The organism is Burkholderia catarinensis (assembly GCF_001883705.2).
In the GTDB taxonomy this organism is placed as follows: Bacteria; Pseudomonadota; Gammaproteobacteria; order Burkholderiales; family Burkholderiaceae; genus Burkholderia; species Burkholderia catarinensis.
Window position 1 is genome coordinate 303,193 of sequence record NZ_MDEQ02000008.1, and the last position, 19,217, is coordinate 322,409.

The following is a 19,217-nucleotide window of genomic DNA, read 5'->3' on the forward strand; positions in this document are numbered from 1 at the left end:
CAGCCGGCATTGCGTGTTTGGCCCGGCAGTACCGGCGCACGTCGGAAACGGCATCGCGTCCGGCCTGCGGCCCTTTCCGCGCCACCGGCAACGTACGGATGCCGGTGCGGAACGCGCGAGAAATTGAAGCGCGATGCGAAAGCACGCCGGGCGAAGCGGCGTGAACAGCGTCGTTGCGCACGTGCAATCATGTCCGGAACCCGTCCGTTTGGCAACGCTGCGCCAGCGCCGGCATGACACGATGGAGGTCGCTGCGAGCACGACCTTCGGATCTGCGGCCCATCCATCGCCAACAAAAAACAAAGCCCGGCACGCTTGCGCGCACCGGGCCCGTCACACCTGACAGAAACTTCGCCCCGCCTTACTTCCGGTCAACCGAATACCGCCCCGGCCCGCTCAGCGCGAGCAACAGCAGCCCGCCGATGATGCTCACGTTCTTGTAGAAGTTGATCATCGCCATGTACTGCTCCATCCCCTGCAGCGCCCAGTAGCGATGGCCGATCAGCGCGGTCGCGAGCGTATAGGCGGCGAACAACAGCGCGAGCGGACGCGTATAGAAGCCGACCGCGATCAGCACGCCGCCGGCCAGCTCGACCGCCACCGCGATCGCGGCCGCCAGTTCGGGCGCCGGGTTCCCCGTCGACGCCATGTACGCGACCGTGCCCGAGAAGCCGTTCAGCTTCTGCCAGCCGAACAGCATGAACAGGATCATCATCAGCACGCGAGCCGCCAGCAGCAGCTCGTCCTTCTTCGACTCCAGCGAAACGTAACGCATAGCAATCACCCTTGAATTAACGGTTTGATGCATCCGGGGCCGCTGCGTGCCGAATCGGCGCGCCAGATCGGCAACGGACCACTCCTCGCACAATCGGACAGCAAGCCGCCTGGCCCGCCGCCGAAGAATCCGTCCGGTTGCGCCGCGTCTGCCGGCGCGCTTCGGATCGGTTCTGGCGAAGCACGGGTGCAGTCTACTGTCTCGAAGGAAATCATCAATCCGTAAAAATATGATTCGCTGTCTCGATTTAGTGGACAATCGGAGGCGACGAGGCCGGTAGACAACGACTGACCGGGCGGTGCAATTGAATCGAGTTCCACGTCTCAGGAACATGAAAACTGGTCGCTTCCTTCACGCCGCCGGATTCAATCGATATTCACGACTTCAATTGACACGAGCCGGCCGCGACCGTACATCGCGACTGTTATTCGGCGACACGTTCGATGCGCGACTCACTCAGGCTTATTTCAACCCTTCAGCTCGACTGGCTTTCAATCCACGAAGCTTCTTGTTTCGGGCAATGACGCATGGCCCGGAAATACGTATCGGCAAACGAAAACGTTTCACGGGCATGCAGTTTGATGTGCACGCGGCGAGATAGCGCCCATTAGACAAGGATCCCGGCTCGATGCCTGCCAGGAAGAACGCCCTCTCCACGCAGTCGATCTGCACAGTGTTTAGCGGAGCAAGCGAAAAAACCTTCATCAAACATTCATGCCTTCAGCAAGTTTAAATTCCGGCAAAAACCATTGAATAAACACAATAAAAATCATGTATTTAAGGTGAAAAATCGCTGACCTTCAGCGCGCGCCCACTCACCTCACGCCAGCCTACAGTTTTCCTCAAGAAACATTACAAAAAATTACCAATTAATACCGATTTAAATATACGATAGCGCCGATTCGTTCTTACGTTTCCCCGACATATGCCGTGAACCCCGGGAATGCGTCGTGCGGGAAACGGCAGCCGTTCGTCACAGGATCGCTTTTCAACCGGAGACCACCCATGCCAACGAACACGCCCGTGAACAGCGGAGCGAGCGCGAACAGCCTGATGCAACAGGCGGCGCAATCGATCATCAACGGCTCGACCGGCAATCCGTCGATGGACGTCGGCACGCTCGTCAAGACGCTGGTGAACGCGAAGACGGCCGGCCGGGCCGCGACGCTTGCCGCGTCGCAAGCGACCGGCACCACGCGGATTTCCGCATTCGGCGCGCTGTCGTCGGCACTGGGCGCGCTCGAGGCGGGCCTGACGTCGCTGAAGAACGGCGGGCTGCAGTCGACGTTCAACGCCGTCGCGAGCGGCAAGGGCCTGGCCGCGACGGCGGGTGCGGGCGCGGTCGCCGGCACCTACACCGTCGGCGTCACGCAGATCGCAACCGCGCAGGCGCTGTCCTCGTCGGGGTTCAACGGGAGCAAGGCGCTCGGCACCGGCACGCTGACGCTGTCGCTCGGCAGCCAGTCGTTCAAGGTCGAGGTCGGCAGCACGAACAACACGCTGTCGGGCATCGCGGCCGCGATCAACACCGCATCGGGCAACCCGGGGATCAGCGCGACGGTCATCAACGGCACGGACGGCGCGCACCTCGTGCTCGCGTCGTCGAAAACAGGCTCGGCGAACGCGATCAGCGTCGCGGTCGGCAACGTGTCCAACGACAGCGGGCTGTCGAACCTCGGCGTCACGTCGACGGCCGACACGTCCGGCGGCGCATCGAAGATCGATTCGGCGAACGGCGCGGCCGCGTGGCGGCAGAGCGCCGTCGCGCAGGACGCGAAGTTCACGCTCAACGGGATCGCGTCGACCAGCGCGAGCAACGCTGTGTCGGGTGTGCTGACCGGCATCACGCTGAACCTGTCGGCGGCCGCGATCAGCGCGACCGATACGCAGACGCTGACGGTCAGCACCGACACGAAGTCGCAAGCGGCGACGATCACGAATTTCGCGAACCTGTACAACACGGTCGTCAAGACAATGGGCGCGCTGACGAGCTATACGGAAGGGGCGAACGCGCAGGGCGCGCTGATCGGCGATTCGACGTTGAACACGATCCGCAACTCGCTCGCGTCGATCGTCGCGCGCGGCGTCGACAGCGGCGCCGTCAACGAAAAGGGCAACGGGCACATGAACCTGCTGTCGATCGGCATCAAGCTCGAGAAGGACGGCACGCTGAACGTCGACAGCGCGAAGCTCGACAGCGCGCTGTCCGCCAACCCGTCGGGGGTCGCGCGCCTGTTCAACCCGACGAACGGGATCGGCACGCGCCTGGCCGAGCAGATCACGCACTTCACGAAGAAGGACGGGATGATCGACGTGCGTACCAACGCGCTGAACGCCGATCTGAAGCGCGTCACGCAGCAGCAGTCGAACCTGTCCGACTACGCCGCGCAATTGACCAGGCAGTACCAGGCGCAGTTCACGGCGCTCAACACGCTGATGGCCAAGATGAATTCGAACACGCAGTACCTGACGCGGCTGTTCGGCGGTGCAAACAGCAGCGGTGCGCTGTCGAACAAGTGAGCGGCCGGGCGGCGCGATGACCGCGCCGGCGGCCTCCGGTCGATGGATCGACCGGCTCGCGCCGCCGCGCGCGGCGTAGCGCGTGGCGACGTCGTCCATGCCCGGCGATGCGCAAGCGCTCGCCGGGTTCGTTGCCCCGGTTCGCCCGCAACAAGCTTGCCGTCAGCCGAGACCTTCGACGCGATCGCCGAACAAGTCGAGCGCACGCGACACCTGACGCCCGAAATAGCCTGGCCGCTCGCGCTCGTACGCGCGCAGCAGCGACGTGCATTCGCGCTCGGCCCAGCGCCACACGGGGCCTTGCTTCGCGAATGCCGGATGATCGTGCAGCTCGGCCGGTACCGCGTGCTCGTCGTCCCAGCCCCAGAAATACGCCTGGTACGCGCGGGCGAACGGCATCCCCAGATTGTCCGCGACGGTCTCGTCGTGGCGCAGCGTGAAATCGACGATCTCCTTGCGCGCGCGGCCGCCGACGTCGTCGTGACGCGCTTCGATCCAGCAGTGATACCGCGCGAGTTGCGACAGGTGCCGCGCGGTGCGGCGCCGCTCGCGCGTCGTGCACAGCGCATACAGGTTGCCGCCGCCGAAATCCAGCACTTCGCCGCCCGCGAACGGCCGGTAAGGCTTGCCCGTCAGCAGCGTCAGCACCTGCGCGCCGACGATCGCATAGTCGGCACAGCGCATGTAGCCGCTGCGCGTCGTCGCTTCCGATACGCTCCGGTGGACGACCTCGTCGATCGCGGCGTGCAGCATGGCATCAACCGGTGCCGCCAGGATCGGTGGCTGGCTTGTCGTCGTCACGTGTTGCATGGGAGGCGAATGCGGAGTCAACGGTTCATCGGTAAAAAACGCTCCGCGGCATAATATTACGAACCATTACAAGAAACGATAGGGAGAATTGCGCAGATTTGTGTGCTTTTCTCTCGCGTCGCGGGAAATGCGCCGACGGGTAGTCGGCCCTGGTGAAACGGGCGAGCCGCGCGTCGGTTTCATGGCGACGCGCGACGCCGTTTGTGACGATGGGGGATGGGGATCGAGACTGGCCGGCCGGCTGGCGCACGGTGCGGCTGCGGGCGCGATCGCGTGTCCGTTGTCGGCGCGATCGCGAATGATGCAGTCGCGCGCCGCTCGCGGCGCGCGGCATGTGTTATTGCGCGGCGATGCGCCGGCGGAAATGCTCGGTTCCGGCGACGATCTTGTCGAGCACCGCATCGAGCGCCCAGAACCGTTCACGCACGTCGTAGTCGATCGCGCGACAACGGATCGACGCGAAGGTGCCGATCCGCTGGTGATAGAGCTTCGCGAGCGCCGGGTACCCCAGCGCCTCCGACACCGCCGAGACGACCAGGAACGTCGAGAGCTCGTCGGCCAGCGCCGGGTTCGTGTGTCCTTGCGTGCGCAACCACCGGTAAAGATCCGGATGGAAGTTGGTGAACACGCCGTTGAAGCCGGCTGAACCGGCCTTCATCGCGTCCCATGCAATCGCGGCGTTCGCGTTCAGGATCTTCAGCGGCGAGCCCTCGGCGAGCGCGACGCGCCGCTTCACCGTCGCCAGGTCGCAGCTCACGTCCTTGAGCATCACGAACCGGCCCGTGTCGATGCACGCGCGCAGTTCGTCATCGGACAGGAGCCGCCGGTAAGGCGCCGGACATTCATACAGGCCGAGCGGCAGATCCGACGGCAGTCGGGCGAGCAGCCGGTGCAGATGATCGAGCAACGCGGCGCTGCCCTTGCGCTGCGGATCGAGCCGGTTGGTCACGAGCACGACGCCCTGCGCGCCCGAATCGGCCGCCGCGCACAGCTCGGCGGCCTGCGCGTCGGGATCGTCGCTGATGTGCCCGGACGCGACGACAGGCACGCGCCCGGCCACCCGCTCGACCACGAAGCGCGCGAGTTCCGCGCGTTCGGCAAGACTCAGGAACTGCATCTCGCTCGATTGCGCCACCGCGAACAACGCATCCGCGCCGTGCGTCAGATACCATTCGATCAGCCGCTCGAGCCCTGCGTAGTCGATCGCGCCGGCGTCGTCGAACGGCGTCAGCATGACCGGCACGATTCCCTCGATGGTCACGTTCGATTGCTGCGGGTGTTGCATCTGTTTCTCCTTGCTTCAGTGAATGCGTGGGGCAGCTGCATGCTCAGGCCGGCAACGGTCCGGGCGCCGCGTTCGCGGCTTGCTCGGGAATCGGCTTGCGCACCAGCAGCAGGTAGGCCATCGCGCCCGCGAACGCGATCGCCGCGGCAGTCAGCAGCGCCGGCACGAACGACCACTTCTGCGCAATGACGCCCGTCAGGATCGGCGCGAGCGCGCCGCCGATGAAACCGCCGAAATTCTGGATCGAGCCGAGCGACGCGATGCGGCTCGGCGGCGCGGCTGCCGTCGCGAGCGCCCACGAGCAGGCCGACGCCGCGTTGGCGAGAAAGATCACGACCGAAATGCAGGCGAGCGCAACGGTGTTGCTTTGCACGAGCGCGGCCGGAATCGTGAACGCGACCATCCCGAGCATCGCGACCACCACCGCATTGCGCCGGCTCACGACCGGCGAACGGCTGCGGCGCGTGATCAGATCCGACAGCCAGCCGGCGACCAGCGAGCCGATGAACCCGCACAGGAACGGCACCGACGCGGCAAACCCGGTCCGGATCAGGCTCATGTGCCGCTCCATCGTCAGGTAGCCCGGCAGCCAGGTCAGGTACACCCAGTTCAGGTACACGGAGCCGAAATAGCCGATCAGCATCCCCCAGGTCGTGCCGTGCGAGAACAGGCTGCGCCATTCGCCGAAGGTCAGTTTAGGCGCCGCGACCGGGCTCTGCGCGTCGGCATCGAGATAGCCGCGCTCGGCTGCGGTCAGTTGCGCACGCACCGGATCGCGGTACAGCGCGAACCACACGACAGCAACGACGAGGCCGAGCGCGCCCGTCGCAATGAATGCCCAGCGCCAGTCGAACGACGCGACGACGATCGACAGCAGCAACGGCGCGAGCGCGGTGCCGAGCGGCGACGCGGCATTGAAGATCCCGGTCGGCGTGCCGCGTGCGCGCAGCGGAAACCAGTTGCTCACCACGCGCGCGGCCGACGGGAATTGCGGCGCCTCGCCGATGCCGAGCGCGATGCGCGCGACGATGAACCAGCCGAACGTCGACACGATGCCGCCCGCCGCCTGCGCGAACGACCAGACGATTAGCCCGATGCCGAGCAGCCGGCGCGGGCCGATGCGGTCGACGAGCCCGCCGACCGGGAACTGGCACAGCGCATAGCTCCACGAGAACGCGGACAGCAGCAGCCCCATCTGCGAAAGCGACAAGCCGAGATCGCCGCGGATCGCCGAGCTCGCGACGGCCAGCGTGCCGCGATCGAGATAGTTGACGATCCCGCTCGCCATCAACAGCGCGAGCGCGATGCGTTGCCCGCGCCGGATCCGTGGCGGCGTGTGCGGAATAGTTTGGTGCTCGTTCATGTCGATTGTCTCCATGTCACTGGTATTGGCCAGGTCCGGCCGTTCCGTCGCATGCGGAATTCAGGAATCCATAGGTGCCACTTCGTCGCGCGTCGGGATCGACGTCTGCGCGCCGTAGCGCGTGACGCTGATCGCGGCCGCACGCTGGCCGAAGCCGATCGCGTCGTCCATCGACGCGCCGTTCGCCCGCGCCGCCGCGAACCCGCCGACGAACGTGTCGCCGGCCGCGGTCGTGTCGACGGCGACCACCGTCATCGCACGATGGCGGCCGTTCCCTGCGCTGCCGCGCCAGCAGACGCCGCGCGCCCCGAGCGTGACCAGCACGTTGCCGACGCCCTTCGCGCACAGCGCATCGGCCGCACGCACGGCCGACGCGTCGTCGCCGACGGCGATGCCGGTCAGCGATTCGGCTTCGGTTTCGTTGACGACGAGGTAGTCGACCCGCGCCAGCAACGCATCGAACAGCGGTTGCGCGGGCGCGGGATTGAGCAGCACCGGCGTGTGATGCGCGGATGCACAGGCAATCGCGCGCGCCACGGTGGCGACCGGCACTTCGAGCTGGCACACGAGCAGCGCCGCCCCGGCGATCGCTTCGCGCGCCGCGTCGATCCGGTCGGCATCGAGACGCGCATTCGCGCCCGGCACGACGACGATGCTGTTCGCGCCGCCATCGTCGACCGTGATCGTGGCCACCCCGGTCGCCGTGCCGCCGATCCGATGCAGGTGCGTCACGTCGATGCACTCCGCCGCCAGCGCGTCGTGCAGGCGCGCACCGAACGCGTCGTCGCCGACGCAGCCGATCATCGCGACCGACGCGCCCAGGCGCGCGGCCGCGACCGCCTGGTTCGCCCCCTTGCCGCCGTGAACGGTCTGGAATGCCGTGCCGAGCAGCGTTTCGCCCGGCACCGGCAGGCGCGGCGCGCGCGTGACGAGGTCGATGTTCACGCTGCCGACGACAGCGATTCGCGGTGGATTGGCGTAGCTCATTTCTGAATGTAACCGCTTACATTTTCGGCGGACAAAATGGCCGTGAAGGCCGTCGTCGATGAAAATTCAGCGAAGTGGATAGAATATGTGTCTGACATAATAGGGAACAACGTCAAGATAGCGCTTACATTCTCACAGGGTCGAACGGGAAAGCAAGCGAAGCCACCACGAAGCGAGGGTAAACAATGACGCTTTTGACCATGCGCGGCGCCGGCAAAACCGCCACGCCGGGAGACGACCAATGAGCACGCCCCCGCCCCGCGGCGGCGCGTCGCGTGCGCGCCGCGGCAGCGGCCGCTCGGTGCTCGGCGATGTCGCGAAGCTGGCCGGCGTGTCGACTGCGACGGTCTCGCGCGTCTACAACGATCCGGGCAAGGTGTCGGCCGACGTGCAGCAGCGCGTGCGCGACGCGGCGCTTGCACTGAACTGGATTCCGAATGCGGCCGGCCGCGCGCTCGCGTCCACGCGCACCCACATCACGGGTGCGATCATTCCGACGCTCGACGACCAGGTGTTCGCGTCGCAGGTCGCGGGCATGCAGGCGGTCATGGCCGAGCACGGCATCACGCTGTTCCTCGGCTGCTCGAACTACGATCCCGCGCAGGCGCTGGCCCAGGTGCGCGCGATGCTGTCGCGCGGCGTGGAAGCCGTGTCGCTGGTCGGCGAAGCGTATCCGCCGGAACTGTTCGAACTGCTCGCGATGCACCGCGTGCCGTACGTCGTCACTTATGCCTATCGCGACGACAGCCCGCACTGCTGCATCGGCTTCGACAACCGCGCGGCGTTCGCACGGCTCACCACTCACCTGCTCGACCTCGGCCACCGCGATTTCGCGATCATCATGCAGCCGTCGGCCGACAACGATCGCGTGCAGGCCCGCCTGCGCGGCATCCACGACACGCTTGCCGCATACGGGCTCGCGGTGCGCCCCGTGCATCAGCACGAAGGCGCGGCCACGATCGCATTCGGGCGGGCGAGCCTGCGCGCGATCGCCGGCAGCGACGCGGCGACGCGGCCGACAGCCGTGATCTGCGGCAACGACGCGCTCGCGCTCGGCGCGTTGCTCGAAGCGCAGGCGCTCGGCATCGACGTGCCCGCGCAATTGTCGATCACCGGGTTCGACGACATCGCGCTCGCGCGCGAGATCCAGCCGCCGCTGACGACGATGTGGGTCGACACCGACTCGATCGGGCGCCAGGCCGCGCATGCGTTGCTCGACGCGCTCGAGAACGGCGCAACGGGGCCCGGTCGTGCCGTCCTGCCCGAGTTGCGAACGCGGGAATCGGCCGCTCCGCCGGCCCAGGCGCGCGCGGCGCGCAAGCCATGAAGAAGTGCCGGGCGGCGGCGCCCGCTCACTGCATCACGTCGACCGGCAGCGTCTTGTCGAGATTGTCGTGCCACGCCTGGATCGTTTTCGGCACGGTTTTCTTCCACGTCGGCGCGTTCGAGTAATAGCGCATCCGGACCTTGTTCTGCGCGTCGAACACGAGCAGCCCGATCCACAGATCGGTGCCGCGGCGCATCACGATCGCCGCGTTCGTCGTCGCGATGCCGCGCACCCAGTACGCGTTCACCTGCGCGTTCAGCCCGTCGAGATCCTTTTCGTCGGCGCTGTAATTGACGATGTCGACGAGCGTCTGGTAATCGGCGCCGAGCAGCTTGTGCGCGGTCGCGTTTTGCGTCGCGTCGGCGACGACCTTGAGACTCAGCAGGTCAGCCGCCGGCTTGGCCTGGAACTGCGACGCGGTCACATACTCGCCGCCGTAGAAGACACCCGAGCCGGCACCGCAATCGAAATCCGCGCCGTGTTGCGTGACGCCGATGCGTCCACCCTTTCGCTCAAAATCGAGCCGGCACTTGTCCTTGCGATAGGTGCCGCTGTCGCCGTGCAGCACGATGTCGCCGTCGAGCCCGCCGGTATTCGCGCCGTTGTTGCCGCCCACCTCGAAATGCAGGCGCGGCGCCATGCCAGTGAAGGTCAGCACGCCGCCGAACGACGGGTTGTCGCTCGTCTGGTACCACGTCTGCTGCCAGCGATCGGCGGCCAGCGGCGTGCCGTTCAGGCTCGCGAGCCGTTCGCGGTAGCGATCACCGAGGCACGGCGCATCGCCGCCGCACCGGTCGCGCTGCTTGAGCCACTTCAACTGCGCGGCCTTCAGCACGGCCGTGTCGCCGCCTTTCGCGAGCGCCTTCTTCCACGCCGCCGCCAGGTCGCCGTCGAGCTTCGACAGTGCGGCGTCCGCGCAGATCGCTTTCTCGGCCGGCGAAGCGGCCTTCGCGCAATCGAAGCCGGCCGCGTGCGCGGCGACCGGCAACAACGTCAGCAGCGCGGCCATCGCGATGGATTGCAGGTGTGCGTGCCGCGCGTCACCTGCGGGAATCGCGGTTGGCCCGCGCGCATTCGATCGGTTCTGGATGGTCATCGGCTTGGATCGTCGCTGGGTCGCGTGCCTGTAGAAGCTACCTGCGCGCGACATTCGAGGTAAAAGCGCCCGGCCCGGCATGCAACGCATGCCGTTGCTCGCCGAAGCCTAACCCGAATGCGCGACGCCGATCAATCGGCGTTCGATGTCGGCGCAACCGTTTCAGCGAGCGGAAATGATCGACGGCAAACCACGGCGAAAATCCGCTGCGGTCGGCACAAGCCGGTGATGACGCGCCAGGCGTCAGCCGTCGAACGGCACCAGCTCGTAACTGGTGCTCCGGCCGCCGGACGACGAGCGGCGCAGCACACCGTGCTCGACCAGCTCCGTGATGTCGCGCAGCGCCGTGTCTTGCGAGCACTTCGCGAGGGCCGCCCACTTGGTAGTCGTGAGCTTCCCTTCGAAGCCGTCGAGCAAGCGATTCATGACCTTGACCTGGCGTTCGTTCATCGCGAAGCCGGCACGCCGCTGCCAGAAGCGCGCCTTGACCAGGACCGCGTCGAGCGTCGTGTGCGCGTGATCGATGGCCCGGCCCAGCGTGTCCAGAAACCACGCGAGCCATTCCGTGACGTCGAGCGAACCGCGCTGCGTACGCTCCAGCACGTCGTAATACGCGTTGCGCTCGCGCTGGATTTGCGCCGACAGGCTATAGAAGCGCTGCGGGCTCCGATCGGCGCGCGCCAGGACCAGATCCCCGAGCGCTCGCGCGATACGGCCGTTGCCGTCGTCGAACGGGTGGAGCGTGACGAACCACAGGTGGGCCAGGCCGGCCCGGATCAGCAACGGCTCGACCGGCGTGGCGTTGAGCCACGCGAGCAAGCGCGCGATCTCGTTCGCCAGGCGCGCGGCAGGCGGTGCCTCGAAATGCACGCGCTGCCGGCCGATCGGCCCGGACACCACCTGCATCGGCCCGCTCGCATCCGTACGCCATGCGCCGACCGTGATCCGCGACATCCCCGAGTAGCCGGTCGGAAACAGCGCCGCATGCCACCCGAACAGGCGGGCTTCGGTAACCGGCGCCGCCGCATGGGTCGTCGCATCCAGCACCATGTCGACCACGCCTTCCACGTGACGATCAACCGGCGCCAGCGCACCGATATCGACCCCGAGCCGGCGCGCAATCGACGATCGGACCGATGCGACGTTCAGGGTTTCGCCCTCGATGGCGCTGGTCTTGACGACATCCTCCGTCAGCGCGGCCAGGCTGGCCTCGTCGCGCAGCGACAGGCCGATATCCGCCAGTCGCCCGACCAGCATGCCTTGCGCACGGCTGACGTCGGCGAGCGACGTGGCGAGGGCCGGGAGGTCGAAGCGCCATGCCGGCCAGTCGGCCGACTCCCAGATGTAGGTGTAATCTCCGCTCATGATGCGGAGATTATCCCACCAATTCACCGCACGCCTCACTATTCTCCGCAAATTCTGCGGAGAATAGCCACCCCATTCACCGCAAACCCGCCCGCTACCGCCGCCGGCCCGCCCCGCCCTTCGCCGCTGGCGCAGCCTCCCGGAGCCGCTCCGCGAGAAACCCGATGAACGTGCGCAGCGTGACGAACCCTTCCCGATGCTGCGGAAACACCGCATTGAGCGTGATCGGCGACGGCGCATACGCGTCGAGCACCGGCACGAGCGCGCCGCTGTCGAGCGCCGCGCCGACGATGAAGTGCGGCAGCAGCGCGATGCCGAGCCCCGCGATCGCCGCATCGCGCACGACTTCGCCGTTGTTCGCGACGAGCGGCCCCTGCACGTCGAACGTGCGCGCCGCGCCGTCGACGCGGAATTCCCAGCCGACGCGCCGCTCACGCCCGTACAGCAGGCACGTGTGGCCGGCGAGATCGGCCGGCGTCCCGGGCGTGCCCTGCCGTTTCAGATAGGCGGGGCTCGCGCACGCGATCATCCGCCACGCGCCGAGCGGGCGTGCAATCAGCGTCGAATCCTCGAGCGAGCCGATCCGCAACACGAGATCGAAGCCCTCGCCGATCAGGTCGACGCGCCGGTCCGTCAGGTCGAGGTTCAGCCGCACTGCCGGGTGCGCGGACAGGAATTCGGCGATCAGCGGCGACACGTGCGTGATCCCGAACGACAGCGGCGCGCTGATCTTCAGCGACCCATGCAGCTCGGTACTGCGCACCGACATCGCCTGCTCGGCGTCGGCGATCTCCGCGAGGATCCGCTGCGCGCGCGCATAAAACTCCTGCCCCGATTCGGTCACCGCGAGATTGCGCGTGTTGCGATGCAGAAGCCGCACGCCGAGCGAGGCCTCCAGCGCCATCGTGCGCCGGCTGACGAACTGCTTGGACAGCATCAGCTGGTCGGCAGCCGCCGTAAAGCTGCCCGCGTCGACTGTCGCGACGAAGATCCTCAGGTCGTTGAGTTCCATATTGTCCACTCCATAGCGACAGTCATTATCTCTACAGCCATTTATTTGTCAAATCGATTGACCTAAGATTCATCTCAACGAACGGCCGGGCCCACTTCCGAGGTCCGGCGACTTCAAGGACAAAAATCATGATCGAAATCCGTGCAGCAAACCAACGTGGCCGTGCGGAGCATGGCTGGCTCAGCTCCCGTCATACGTTTTCGTTCGCGAATTTCTACGATCCGAAGCAAGTCGGCTTCTCCGACCTGCTCGTGATCAACGACGACCGCGTCGCGCCGGGCCGCGGCTTCGGCACGCACCCGCACCGCGACATGGAGATCCTGTCGTACGTGCTCGACGGCGCGCTGGAACACAAGGACTCGATGGGCACCGGCTCGGTGATCGTGCCGGGCGACGTGCAACTGATGAGCGCGGGCACGGGCGTGCGCCATAGCGAGTTCAACCACTCGCCGGAAACGCCGGTCCACTTCCTGCAGATCTGGGTCGGGCCGGCCGAAAAGGGTGCCGAGCCGCGCTATCAGCAGACCAATGTCGCGGCCGACGACAAGCGCGGCAAGCTCGCGCTCATCGTATCGCCGGACGGCGACGCCGGTTCGCTGAAGATCCGGCAGGACGCGCGGATCTACGCAGGCCTGTTCGACGGCGACGAAAGCGCCACGCTGGCACTGGCGCCGAACCGCTTTGCGTACGTGCATGTGGCACGCGGCAGCGTGACGGTCAACGGCACGACGCTCGGCGAAGGCGACGGCGTGCGCATCCGCGACGAACAGGCGCTGACGTTTGCCGACGGCAAGGATGCCGAAGTGCTGGTGTTCGACCTGCGTCCGGTCGAAGTGACGGCCGAATGGGCATAAGGTCCGTTCGGGAAACCGGGCCCCGCTGAACGCGGGGCCCTTTTAATCGGAGATTCGCAACATGGCCAAGGTACTCGTTCTTTACTACTCGTCCTACGGGCACATCGAAACGATGGCGCAGCACATCGCGGAAGGCGCGCAATCGGTGCCCGGCGTCGAGGTCGCGCTCAAGCGCGTGCCGGAAACGATTCCCGTCGACCAGGCCCGCGCGATCGGCGTGAAGGTCGACCAGGCCGCACCGGTCGCCACGGTGGACGAACTCGCCGACTACGATGCGATCATCTTCGGCACGCCGACCCGCTTCGGCAACATGGCCGGCCAGATGCGCACGTTCCTCGACCAGACCGGCGGCCTGTGGATGAAGGGCGCGCTCGTCGGCAAGATCGGCAGCGTGTTCGCGTCGACCGGCACGCAACACGGCGGCCAGGAAACGACGATCACGTCGTTCCACTCGACCCTGCTGCACCACGGGATGGTGATCGTGGGCGTGCCGTACGCATGCAGCGGGCTCGTCAACATGAACGAAATCACCGGCGGCACGCCGTATGGCGCGACGACGCTCGCGGGCGCGGATGGCAGCCGCCAGCCGAGCGCGAACGAACTCGACATCGCGCGCTACCAGGGCAAGCACGTCGCGGAACTCGCGAGCAAGCTCGCGTCCTGACGCCGCGGCTTCGCGGCCCCGCACACGAACGAACGGCGCCGGTCGAACCGGCGCCGTTCGCGCTGTGCACGGGCTCCCGCGTTACTGCCCGGAAGCCGGCGCGGCAGGCGCCGCCTTCGTCGCAGGTGCCTTCTGCACGGCGTTCTGCGGATAGTTGCTCTGATCGTTGGTCAGCCGGTAGCCGCTGCCGGTGCCGATCGCCTTCAGGTCCGACGCGTGCCGCGCGCGGGCCGCCTTGCGCGCCGCCTTCTTCTGCGCCTTGTCGAGCTGCTTCTGCGTCGGCGCGGACGCCGGATCCTGCGCGTATGCCGCCGGCGCGGCGGTCAACAACAGACCGAACGACGCCGCTACTGCTACTGCCACCGAAACCACGCGAGACTGCTTCATGACCGGACCTCCTTGTCGATTGTTGATTGATGATTGTGGGTCGGACACCTGCGCGCATGCGACGGCTTGCGACAACGGCGCCGATGCAACGTTAGCCGATCGCTGCGCAAATGTCCGTGTGCGTTCCTGAATTCTCCTGATAACGGCAGCGATACGTGCGCACCGCGCGCGCCGTCGTTGCGGCGCCGCGTCCGCGCCATCAGGGAAACCGATACCCCCGGCCGGCGCTCAGATCCAGCGCGACAGCAGCGGCAGCAGGATCGGCACGACGAACGCCGTCAGCACGCCGTTCAGCCCCATCCCGAGCCCGGCGAACGCGCCGGCCTCCTCGCCGACCTGGAACGCACGCGCGGTGCCGATCCCGTGCGACGCGACGCCGAGCGCGAAGCCGCGCACGGCCGGCTCGTCGACCCGCAGCACGTTGAGGATCCCGCGTGCGCAGACGGCGCCGAAGATCCCGGTCGAGATCACGAGCACGGCGGTCAGCGACGGAATGCCGCCGATCTCCGCGGCGACGGCCATCGCGATCGGCGTCGTCGCCGATTTCGGCGCGAGCGACGCGATCGTCTGGTGCGACGCACCAAACAGCGTGGCGATGCCGACTGCCGACACGATCGCGGTCAGTGAACCCGCGAGCAGGCCGACCAGCAGCGGCAGCGCGGTACGCCGCAGCTTCGGCCACTGCCGGTACAGCGGCAGCGCGAGCGCGACGGTCGCGGGGCCGAGCAGGAAGTGGACGAACTGCGCGCCTTCGAAATACGTCGGATACGGCGTATGCGTGATCGTCAGCAGCGCGACGATCACCGCGACCGCGATCAGCACGGGGTTCGCGAGCGGGTTGAAGCGCGAGCGCGCATAGACGGCCTGCGCGAACAGGTAGGCGACCAGCGTGATGGTCAGGCCCAGCAACGGGCTCGCGGCGAGATAGACCCAGATCGCGCCGAGTTTCGGGAAGGCCGTCATTGCGTGCCCTCCGCGGTGCCGCCCGCGCGCCGCTGGCGCCGCAGCAGCGCGCGCGTGACGAGCGCCGTCACGGCGATCGCAAGCGTGGTGCTGACGGCCAGCGCGACGACGACCGCGACCGCGTCGCCGCGCACGCGGTCGGCCGACACCATGATGCCGACGCCGGCCGGCACGAACAGCAGCGACAGGTGGCGCAGCAGCTCGAGCGCGGTCGGCTCGATCGCGTCGGCCACCTGCGGGCGCAGCATCACGAAGCCGAACAGCAGCAGCATGCCGATCACCGGGCCCGGCACCGGCAGCCCGAACAGGTAGGACACGCCTTCCCCGAGACACTGGAAAATCAACAAGACCGCGAACGCCTGCAGCATGAACCGCTTCTCCCGAACGTGGCCGCGATGCCGTGCAGCCGAGCGGCCGTGCGACCGATGGCCGGCGGCTTGAGGCGCCGGCGTGAACGATACGCGTGATCGTACCAACTTCGCCTAGGGCGCGGGATCTGACACGCTTGCCGGACCTGCGGGCGCGTCGGCTCGCCCGTCACCTTGATGCAAAAACGGCGGGCATGCGCCCGCCGCCTTGTCGCTCACGTTCGAACGACCATCCGCCGCGTTACTTCAACCGCGTCGCGATTTCATTCGCCATTGCCTTCATCGCGGCCTTCGTCGGCGCATCCGCGGCCAGTGCGTTCAGCAAACCGAAATCATGGATCGTGCCGTCGTAGCGCGTGATCGTCGCTTCCACGCCGGCCGCATCGAGCTTGCGGCCGTACGCTTCGCCCTCGTCGCGCAGCACGTCGAACTGCGCGACCTGGATCAGCGCGGGCGGCAGGCCCTTCAACTGCGCGACGCTCGCGCGCAGCGGCGACGCGTAGATCTCGTTGCGTTGCGCTTCGTTCTTCGTATAGGCGTCCCAGAACCACTTCATCATCGGCCGCGTCAGGAAGTGATCCTGCTGATACGCGTTGTACGAGCCCGTGTTGAAGTCGTGATCCGTGACAGGCCACAGCAGGCCCTGGAAGCGAATCGCCGGGCCACCCTTGTCCTTCGCCATCAGCGACACGACGGCTGCCATGTTCCCGCCGACGCTGTTGCCGACCACCGCGAGGCGGCTGCCGTCGACGCCGATCTCGGCGCCGTGCGCGGCCACCCACTTCGTCGCCGCATACGCCTGGTTGATCGCGACCGGGTAATGCGCTTCCGGCGACGGCGTGTAGTTCACGAACACCGCGACGGCGCCCGATTGCACGACGAGATCGCGCACGAGGCGTTCATGCGTCGGGAAATCGCCGAGAATCCAGCCGCCGCCGTGGAAGAACATGAACACCGGCAGCGTACCCGTCGCGCCCTGCGGGCGGACGATCGTGACCGGCACCGACAGGCCGTCCTGTTCGATCGTGCGGTTCGACACGTCGATGCCCGACAGATCGACCTTCCCGCCGTTCTGCGCGTCGACCAGCACCTGGCGTGCCTTCGCGGGGCTCAACGTTTCGAGACCCGGGCCCTTCTGGCCGTTCAGCGCGGCGAGGAACCCGCTCGTCACCGTATCGGGACGGACGGTATCGGCGCCGGCGGCGAATGCGGCAGGTGCGGTGGACAGCGCGGCTGCGACGGCGGCGGCGATCAGCAGCGGCTTGACGATCTTCATGGTGCAACTCCTTGGTTTTGCGGTGAACGACGATGGATGATTCGCAGTGCGATCGATCAGGCGAGCGTGAGCGTCACGTCGATGTTTCCGCGCGTCGCGTTCGAATACGGGCAGACGACGTGCGCACGGTCGATCAGCGTCTGTGCGGTGTCGCGATCGAGGCCCGGCAGCGAGATCTTCAGTTCGACTTCGATGCCGAAACCGTTCGGGATCGCGCCGATGCCGACGCTGCCTTCGATGGCGGCGTCCGCGGGCATCGCGATCTTGTCGCGGGCGGCGACGAACTTCATCGCGCCGATGAAGCACGCGCTGTAGCCGGCGGCAAACAGTTGCTCGGGATTCGCGCCTGCGCCGCCCGCACCGCCGAGTTCGCGCGGCGTGGTCAGCTTCAGGTCGAGGCCGCTTTCGGGCACGGTCGCACGGCCGTCACGGCCGCCGGTGGCTTTTGCATGGGCGCGGTACAGCACGTTTTCGATCGACATGACAGACTCCTTTTCAACGAGTGAGTGAAACAACCTTCGAACCGGGGAGCGCGTGCCGGCTGCTTCTCCGCTGGCACCGCGCTTATTTATCTACTCATAGATAGATAAATATCCCCAAAAAAATGCAGATGGATTGACCACCTGCACCATTTATCTATCTATCGAAAGATAGACAACGAGATTCAATAAAAAGGCGGCGAACCGCCCGACCGCTTGCGCCGTCCGTCAAGACCGCGTTTTCCAGACGGCCTCGACATCCTCGAGACGCGCCCGCGTGTGAAACAGCCGGCTGGCCAACACGCTGCCCTGGAACGCCGCGTACAACGTGCGCGCCGCCGTTTCGGGCTCGCCGCTGAACTGCAGCGTGCCTTCCTTCGCACCCTGCGCCAGCAATTCCGCCAGCCAGCGCTCGTTGGCCTTGAAGAACGCCTGCACGGCCTGCCGCACGTTCTCCGGCAACGTTTCGATGTCGGCCGCGAGCATCCCGCACAGGCAGATCAGGTTGCCGTCGCCGAGCGTCCGGCCGAACATCTTCGTGTACAGGCTCAGCTTCACGTCGGCCGGCAATGCCGGATCGATCGTCCGCATGGCCGCGACGACTTCGCCGCTGTAGGCCGCCACGGCTTCCAGCACGAGATCGTCCTTCGACGGGAAATAGTAGTGGATGCTCGACGTCTTCACGCCCACCAGGTCGGACAGGTCTCGATAGCTGAAGCCGTTGTAACCGCGCAGCATCATCAACGTGATCGCGTGGTCGAGAATCTGTTCGCGGACGGTCGGTTTCGTTTCCATGGATCGAACTTTATCTACTCGTAGATAGACAGTCAAGCAGTTTTTTGGGGGCGCGATGCGATGCTTCCGATGCCCTTCGATCGGGCTCCGCCGCCAACGCTCGCCCGGCGGGTGCCCCGCACGAATCGACAAGTCAGCGTCATCCCGTCACTGCGGCCGCAACATCCGCTGAATGATCGTCCGCAACATCGCGCGATGCGCGCGCGGCTTGAACCCCGGCTCGAACACCACGCGCCCGACCGCGCCTTCCGCAAGCGCCAGCAGCCAGGTTGCGACGAGATCGGGCTTAAGGCTCCCGTCGATCGTCCCCTGAGCCACCCCGCGCTTGATCAGCGCGACCATTCGCCCTTTCACCTGCGCCTCGTTCGCCGCGAACAGCGCGGCGACATCCGGATTGCGCGTCGCCTCGGCCGCGGTCTCGACGCAGATGCGCGCATAGACGGGATCGCTCGACAGCTCCATCAACGCCAGCGCGATGCCCTCGATCGCGGTCAGCGCATCGTCGGCGTCCGCATGCCGCGCGAACAGCTCGGCCATCTCGCGCTGGTCGTCCTGTGCGACCGCCTCAATGATCGCCGCCTTCGTCGGGAAATAGTGAAACAGGTTGCCGGGGCTCATCCCGGCCGCCTTGCAGATCGCGGCGGTGGACGTCGCATGGAAGCCGTCGCGCGCAAAACAGTCGATCGCGGCATCCAGGATCTGGCGCCGCTTCGCTTCCACTCTTTCAGGATCGATCTTTCTCAACGGGAACTCCGGGCTCGACGATGGCTCAAATCTTTATTAGACTGATCAGTCGATCTATTATCATCGCGACGGCCCGCAGGCGTCAAGGCACCGTGCTCATGCATGTGCCGCCTGCGGGTTTGCATTATCCGATTCACACCACCGGTC

The 19,217-nt window shown here is 66.4% G+C and carries 19 protein-coding genes; 4 read left to right on the plus strand and 15 right to left on the minus strand.

Annotated features, from left to right (window positions below):
- Window positions 1–361: 361 nt before the first annotated feature.
- Window positions 362–775, minus strand: a complete 414-nt coding sequence (locus BFF94_RS15790) for a DoxX family protein (protein ID WP_128847006.1) — start codon at window positions 773–775, stop codon at window positions 362–364.
- A 1,005-nt stretch (window positions 776–1,780) separates the two neighbouring features.
- Here BFF94_RS15790 and fliD point away from each other — a divergent pair.
- Window positions 1,781–3,295, plus strand: a complete 1,515-nt coding sequence (gene fliD / locus BFF94_RS15795) for a flagellar filament capping protein FliD (RefSeq protein ID WP_128847008.1) — start codon at window positions 1,781–1,783, stop codon at window positions 3,293–3,295.
- Between the two features lie 162 nt (window positions 3,296–3,457).
- Here the strand turns inward: fliD and BFF94_RS15800 are convergent, their stop codons facing one another.
- The 4 genes from BFF94_RS15800 to rbsK form a co-directional block, all read right to left on the minus strand.
- Window positions 3,458–4,105 (minus strand): hypothetical protein, encoded by a 648-nt coding sequence (locus BFF94_RS15800; RefSeq protein WP_128847011.1) that lies wholly within the window; start codon window positions 4,103–4,105, stop codon window positions 3,458–3,460.
- A 337-nt stretch (window positions 4,106–4,442) separates the two neighbouring features.
- On the minus strand, window positions 4,443–5,390 hold the full coding sequence (locus BFF94_RS15805; protein ID WP_128847013.1) for a dihydrodipicolinate synthase family protein: 948 nt from the start codon (window positions 5,388–5,390) through the stop codon (window positions 4,443–4,445).
- A 43-nt stretch (window positions 5,391–5,433) separates the two neighbouring features.
- A complete protein-coding gene (locus BFF94_RS15810; protein WP_372454203.1) occupies window positions 5,434–6,768 on the minus strand; it encodes an MFS transporter in 1,335 nt (444 codons plus the stop codon).
- 45 nt (window positions 6,769–6,813) lie between these two features.
- Window positions 6,814–7,740: a ribokinase gene (gene rbsK, locus BFF94_RS15815; protein ID WP_219139526.1), complete on the minus strand. Its 927-nt coding sequence runs from the start codon at window positions 7,738–7,740 to the stop codon at window positions 6,814–6,816.
- Window positions 7,741–7,981: 241 nt separating this feature from the next.
- Between rbsK and BFF94_RS15820 the strand changes: the two genes are divergently transcribed.
- Window positions 7,982–9,067 carry a LacI family DNA-binding transcriptional regulator gene (locus tag BFF94_RS15820; protein ID WP_219139527.1) on the plus strand — a complete coding sequence of 362 codons (1,086 nt, stop codon included), beginning with the start codon at window positions 7,982–7,984 and terminating at the stop codon, window positions 9,065–9,067.
- A gap of 25 nt (window positions 9,068–9,092) precedes the next feature.
- On the opposite strand, the gene BFF94_RS15825 is transcribed toward BFF94_RS15820, so the two are convergent.
- The 3 genes from BFF94_RS15825 to BFF94_RS15835 form a co-directional block, all read right to left on the minus strand.
- Window positions 9,093–10,163: a lysozyme inhibitor LprI family protein gene (locus BFF94_RS15825; RefSeq protein WP_219139528.1), complete on the minus strand. Its 1,071-nt coding sequence runs from the start codon at window positions 10,161–10,163 to the stop codon at window positions 9,093–9,095.
- 243 nt (window positions 10,164–10,406) lie between these two features.
- Window positions 10,407–11,528 carry a Fic family protein gene (locus BFF94_RS15830; protein ID WP_201260438.1) on the minus strand — a complete coding sequence of 374 codons (1,122 nt, stop codon included), beginning with the start codon at window positions 11,526–11,528 and terminating at the stop codon, window positions 10,407–10,409.
- A 94-nt stretch (window positions 11,529–11,622) separates the two neighbouring features.
- Window positions 11,623–12,540, minus strand: coding sequence for a LysR family transcriptional regulator (locus BFF94_RS15835; RefSeq protein ID WP_128847018.1), 918 nt, complete (start codon window positions 12,538–12,540; stop codon window positions 11,623–11,625).
- Window positions 12,541–12,668: 128 nt separating this feature from the next.
- On the opposite strand from BFF94_RS15835, the gene BFF94_RS15840 reads away from it, so the two are divergent.
- Both BFF94_RS15840 and wrbA read left to right on the plus strand, forming a co-directional pair.
- Window positions 12,669–13,394 carry a pirin family protein gene (locus BFF94_RS15840; protein ID WP_128847021.1) on the plus strand — a complete coding sequence of 242 codons (726 nt, stop codon included), beginning with the start codon at window positions 12,669–12,671 and terminating at the stop codon, window positions 13,392–13,394.
- A gap of 61 nt (window positions 13,395–13,455) precedes the next feature.
- Entirely contained in the window at window positions 13,456–14,058 is a 603-nt protein-coding gene (gene wrbA / locus BFF94_RS15845) for an NAD(P)H:quinone oxidoreductase (RefSeq protein WP_128847023.1), read from the plus strand.
- A gap of 81 nt (window positions 14,059–14,139) precedes the next feature.
- Here the strand turns inward: wrbA and BFF94_RS15850 are convergent, their stop codons facing one another.
- From BFF94_RS15850 to BFF94_RS15880, 7 genes are all read right to left on the minus strand, one after another.
- Window positions 14,140–14,445: a hypothetical protein gene (locus tag BFF94_RS15850; protein WP_128847026.1), complete on the minus strand. Its 306-nt coding sequence runs from the start codon at window positions 14,443–14,445 to the stop codon at window positions 14,140–14,142.
- Between the two features lie 228 nt (window positions 14,446–14,673).
- The gene (locus tag BFF94_RS15855) at window positions 14,674–15,408 is read right to left on the minus strand and encodes an LrgB family protein (RefSeq protein ID WP_219139529.1); all 735 of its coding nucleotides are present in this window, start codon (window positions 15,406–15,408) and stop codon (window positions 14,674–14,676) included.
- Window positions 15,405–15,776, minus strand: a complete 372-nt coding sequence (locus BFF94_RS15860) for a CidA/LrgA family protein (protein WP_219139530.1) — start codon at window positions 15,774–15,776, stop codon at window positions 15,405–15,407. Before BFF94_RS15860 ends, BFF94_RS15855 begins: the two co-directional genes overlap by 4 nt.
- 241 nt (window positions 15,777–16,017) lie before the next feature.
- Window positions 16,018–17,052, minus strand: coding sequence for an alpha/beta hydrolase (locus BFF94_RS15865; RefSeq protein ID WP_128844660.1), 1,035 nt, complete (start codon window positions 17,050–17,052; stop codon window positions 16,018–16,020).
- A gap of 56 nt (window positions 17,053–17,108) precedes the next feature.
- Complete coding sequence (locus tag BFF94_RS15870) at window positions 17,109–17,534, minus strand: organic hydroperoxide resistance protein (RefSeq protein ID WP_128844662.1); 426 nt, start codon at window positions 17,532–17,534, stop codon at window positions 17,109–17,111.
- 225 nt (window positions 17,535–17,759) lie between these two features.
- Complete coding sequence (locus tag BFF94_RS15875; RefSeq protein ID WP_128844665.1) at window positions 17,760–18,326, minus strand: TetR/AcrR family transcriptional regulator; 567 nt, start codon at window positions 18,324–18,326, stop codon at window positions 17,760–17,762.
- Between the two features lie 147 nt (window positions 18,327–18,473).
- Window positions 18,474–19,070: a TetR/AcrR family transcriptional regulator gene (locus BFF94_RS15880; protein ID WP_128844667.1), complete on the minus strand. Its 597-nt coding sequence runs from the start codon at window positions 19,068–19,070 to the stop codon at window positions 18,474–18,476.
- Window positions 19,071–19,217: the final 147 nt, after the last annotated feature.

What these genes read in the sequence shown, in the direction of transcription:
- BFF94_RS15820 (WP_219139527.1), top strand. Translation starts at nt 7,982, where the DNA reads ATGAGCACGCCCCCGCCCCGCGGCGGCGCGTCGCGTGCGCGCCGCGGC.
- BFF94_RS15855 (WP_219139529.1), bottom strand. Translation starts at nt 15,408, where the DNA reads ATGACGGCCTTCCCGAAACTCGGCGCGATCTGGGTCTATCTCGCCGCG.
- BFF94_RS15810 (WP_372454203.1), bottom strand. Translation starts at nt 6,768, where the DNA reads ATGGAGACAATCGACATGAACGAGCACCAAACTATTCCGCACACGCCG.
- BFF94_RS15835 (WP_128847018.1), bottom strand. Translation starts at nt 12,540, where the DNA reads ATGGAACTCAACGACCTGAGGATCTTCGTCGCGACAGTCGACGCGGGC.
- BFF94_RS15865 (WP_128844660.1), bottom strand. Translation starts at nt 17,052, where the DNA reads ATGAAGATCGTCAAGCCGCTGCTGATCGCCGCCGCCGTCGCAGCCGCG.
- BFF94_RS15800 (WP_128847011.1), bottom strand. Translation starts at nt 4,105, where the DNA reads ATGCAACACGTGACGACGACAAGCCAGCCACCGATCCTGGCGGCACCG.
- wrbA (WP_128847023.1), top strand. Translation starts at nt 13,456, where the DNA reads ATGGCCAAGGTACTCGTTCTTTACTACTCGTCCTACGGGCACATCGAA.
- fliD (WP_128847008.1), top strand. Translation starts at nt 1,781, where the DNA reads ATGCCAACGAACACGCCCGTGAACAGCGGAGCGAGCGCGAACAGCCTG.
- rbsK (WP_219139526.1), bottom strand. Translation starts at nt 7,740, where the DNA reads ATGAGCTACGCCAATCCACCGCGAATCGCTGTCGTCGGCAGCGTGAAC.
- BFF94_RS15830 (WP_201260438.1), bottom strand. Translation starts at nt 11,528, where the DNA reads ATGAGCGGAGATTACACCTACATCTGGGAGTCGGCCGACTGGCCGGCA.
- BFF94_RS15870 (WP_128844662.1), bottom strand. Translation starts at nt 17,534, where the DNA reads ATGTCGATCGAAAACGTGCTGTACCGCGCCCATGCAAAAGCCACCGGC.
- BFF94_RS15875 (WP_128844665.1), bottom strand. Translation starts at nt 18,326, where the DNA reads ATGGAAACGAAACCGACCGTCCGCGAACAGATTCTCGACCACGCGATC.
- BFF94_RS15825 (WP_219139528.1), bottom strand. Translation starts at nt 10,163, where the DNA reads ATGACCATCCAGAACCGATCGAATGCGCGCGGGCCAACCGCGATTCCC.
- BFF94_RS15790 (WP_128847006.1), bottom strand. Translation starts at nt 775, where the DNA reads ATGCGTTACGTTTCGCTGGAGTCGAAGAAGGACGAGCTGCTGCTGGCG.
- BFF94_RS15860 (WP_219139530.1), bottom strand. Translation starts at nt 15,776, where the DNA reads ATGCTGCAGGCGTTCGCGGTCTTGTTGATTTTCCAGTGTCTCGGGGAA.
- BFF94_RS15840 (WP_128847021.1), top strand. Translation starts at nt 12,669, where the DNA reads ATGATCGAAATCCGTGCAGCAAACCAACGTGGCCGTGCGGAGCATGGC.
- BFF94_RS15805 (WP_128847013.1), bottom strand. Translation starts at nt 5,390, where the DNA reads ATGCAACACCCGCAGCAATCGAACGTGACCATCGAGGGAATCGTGCCG.
- BFF94_RS15850 (WP_128847026.1), bottom strand. Translation starts at nt 14,445, where the DNA reads ATGAAGCAGTCTCGCGTGGTTTCGGTGGCAGTAGCAGTAGCGGCGTCG.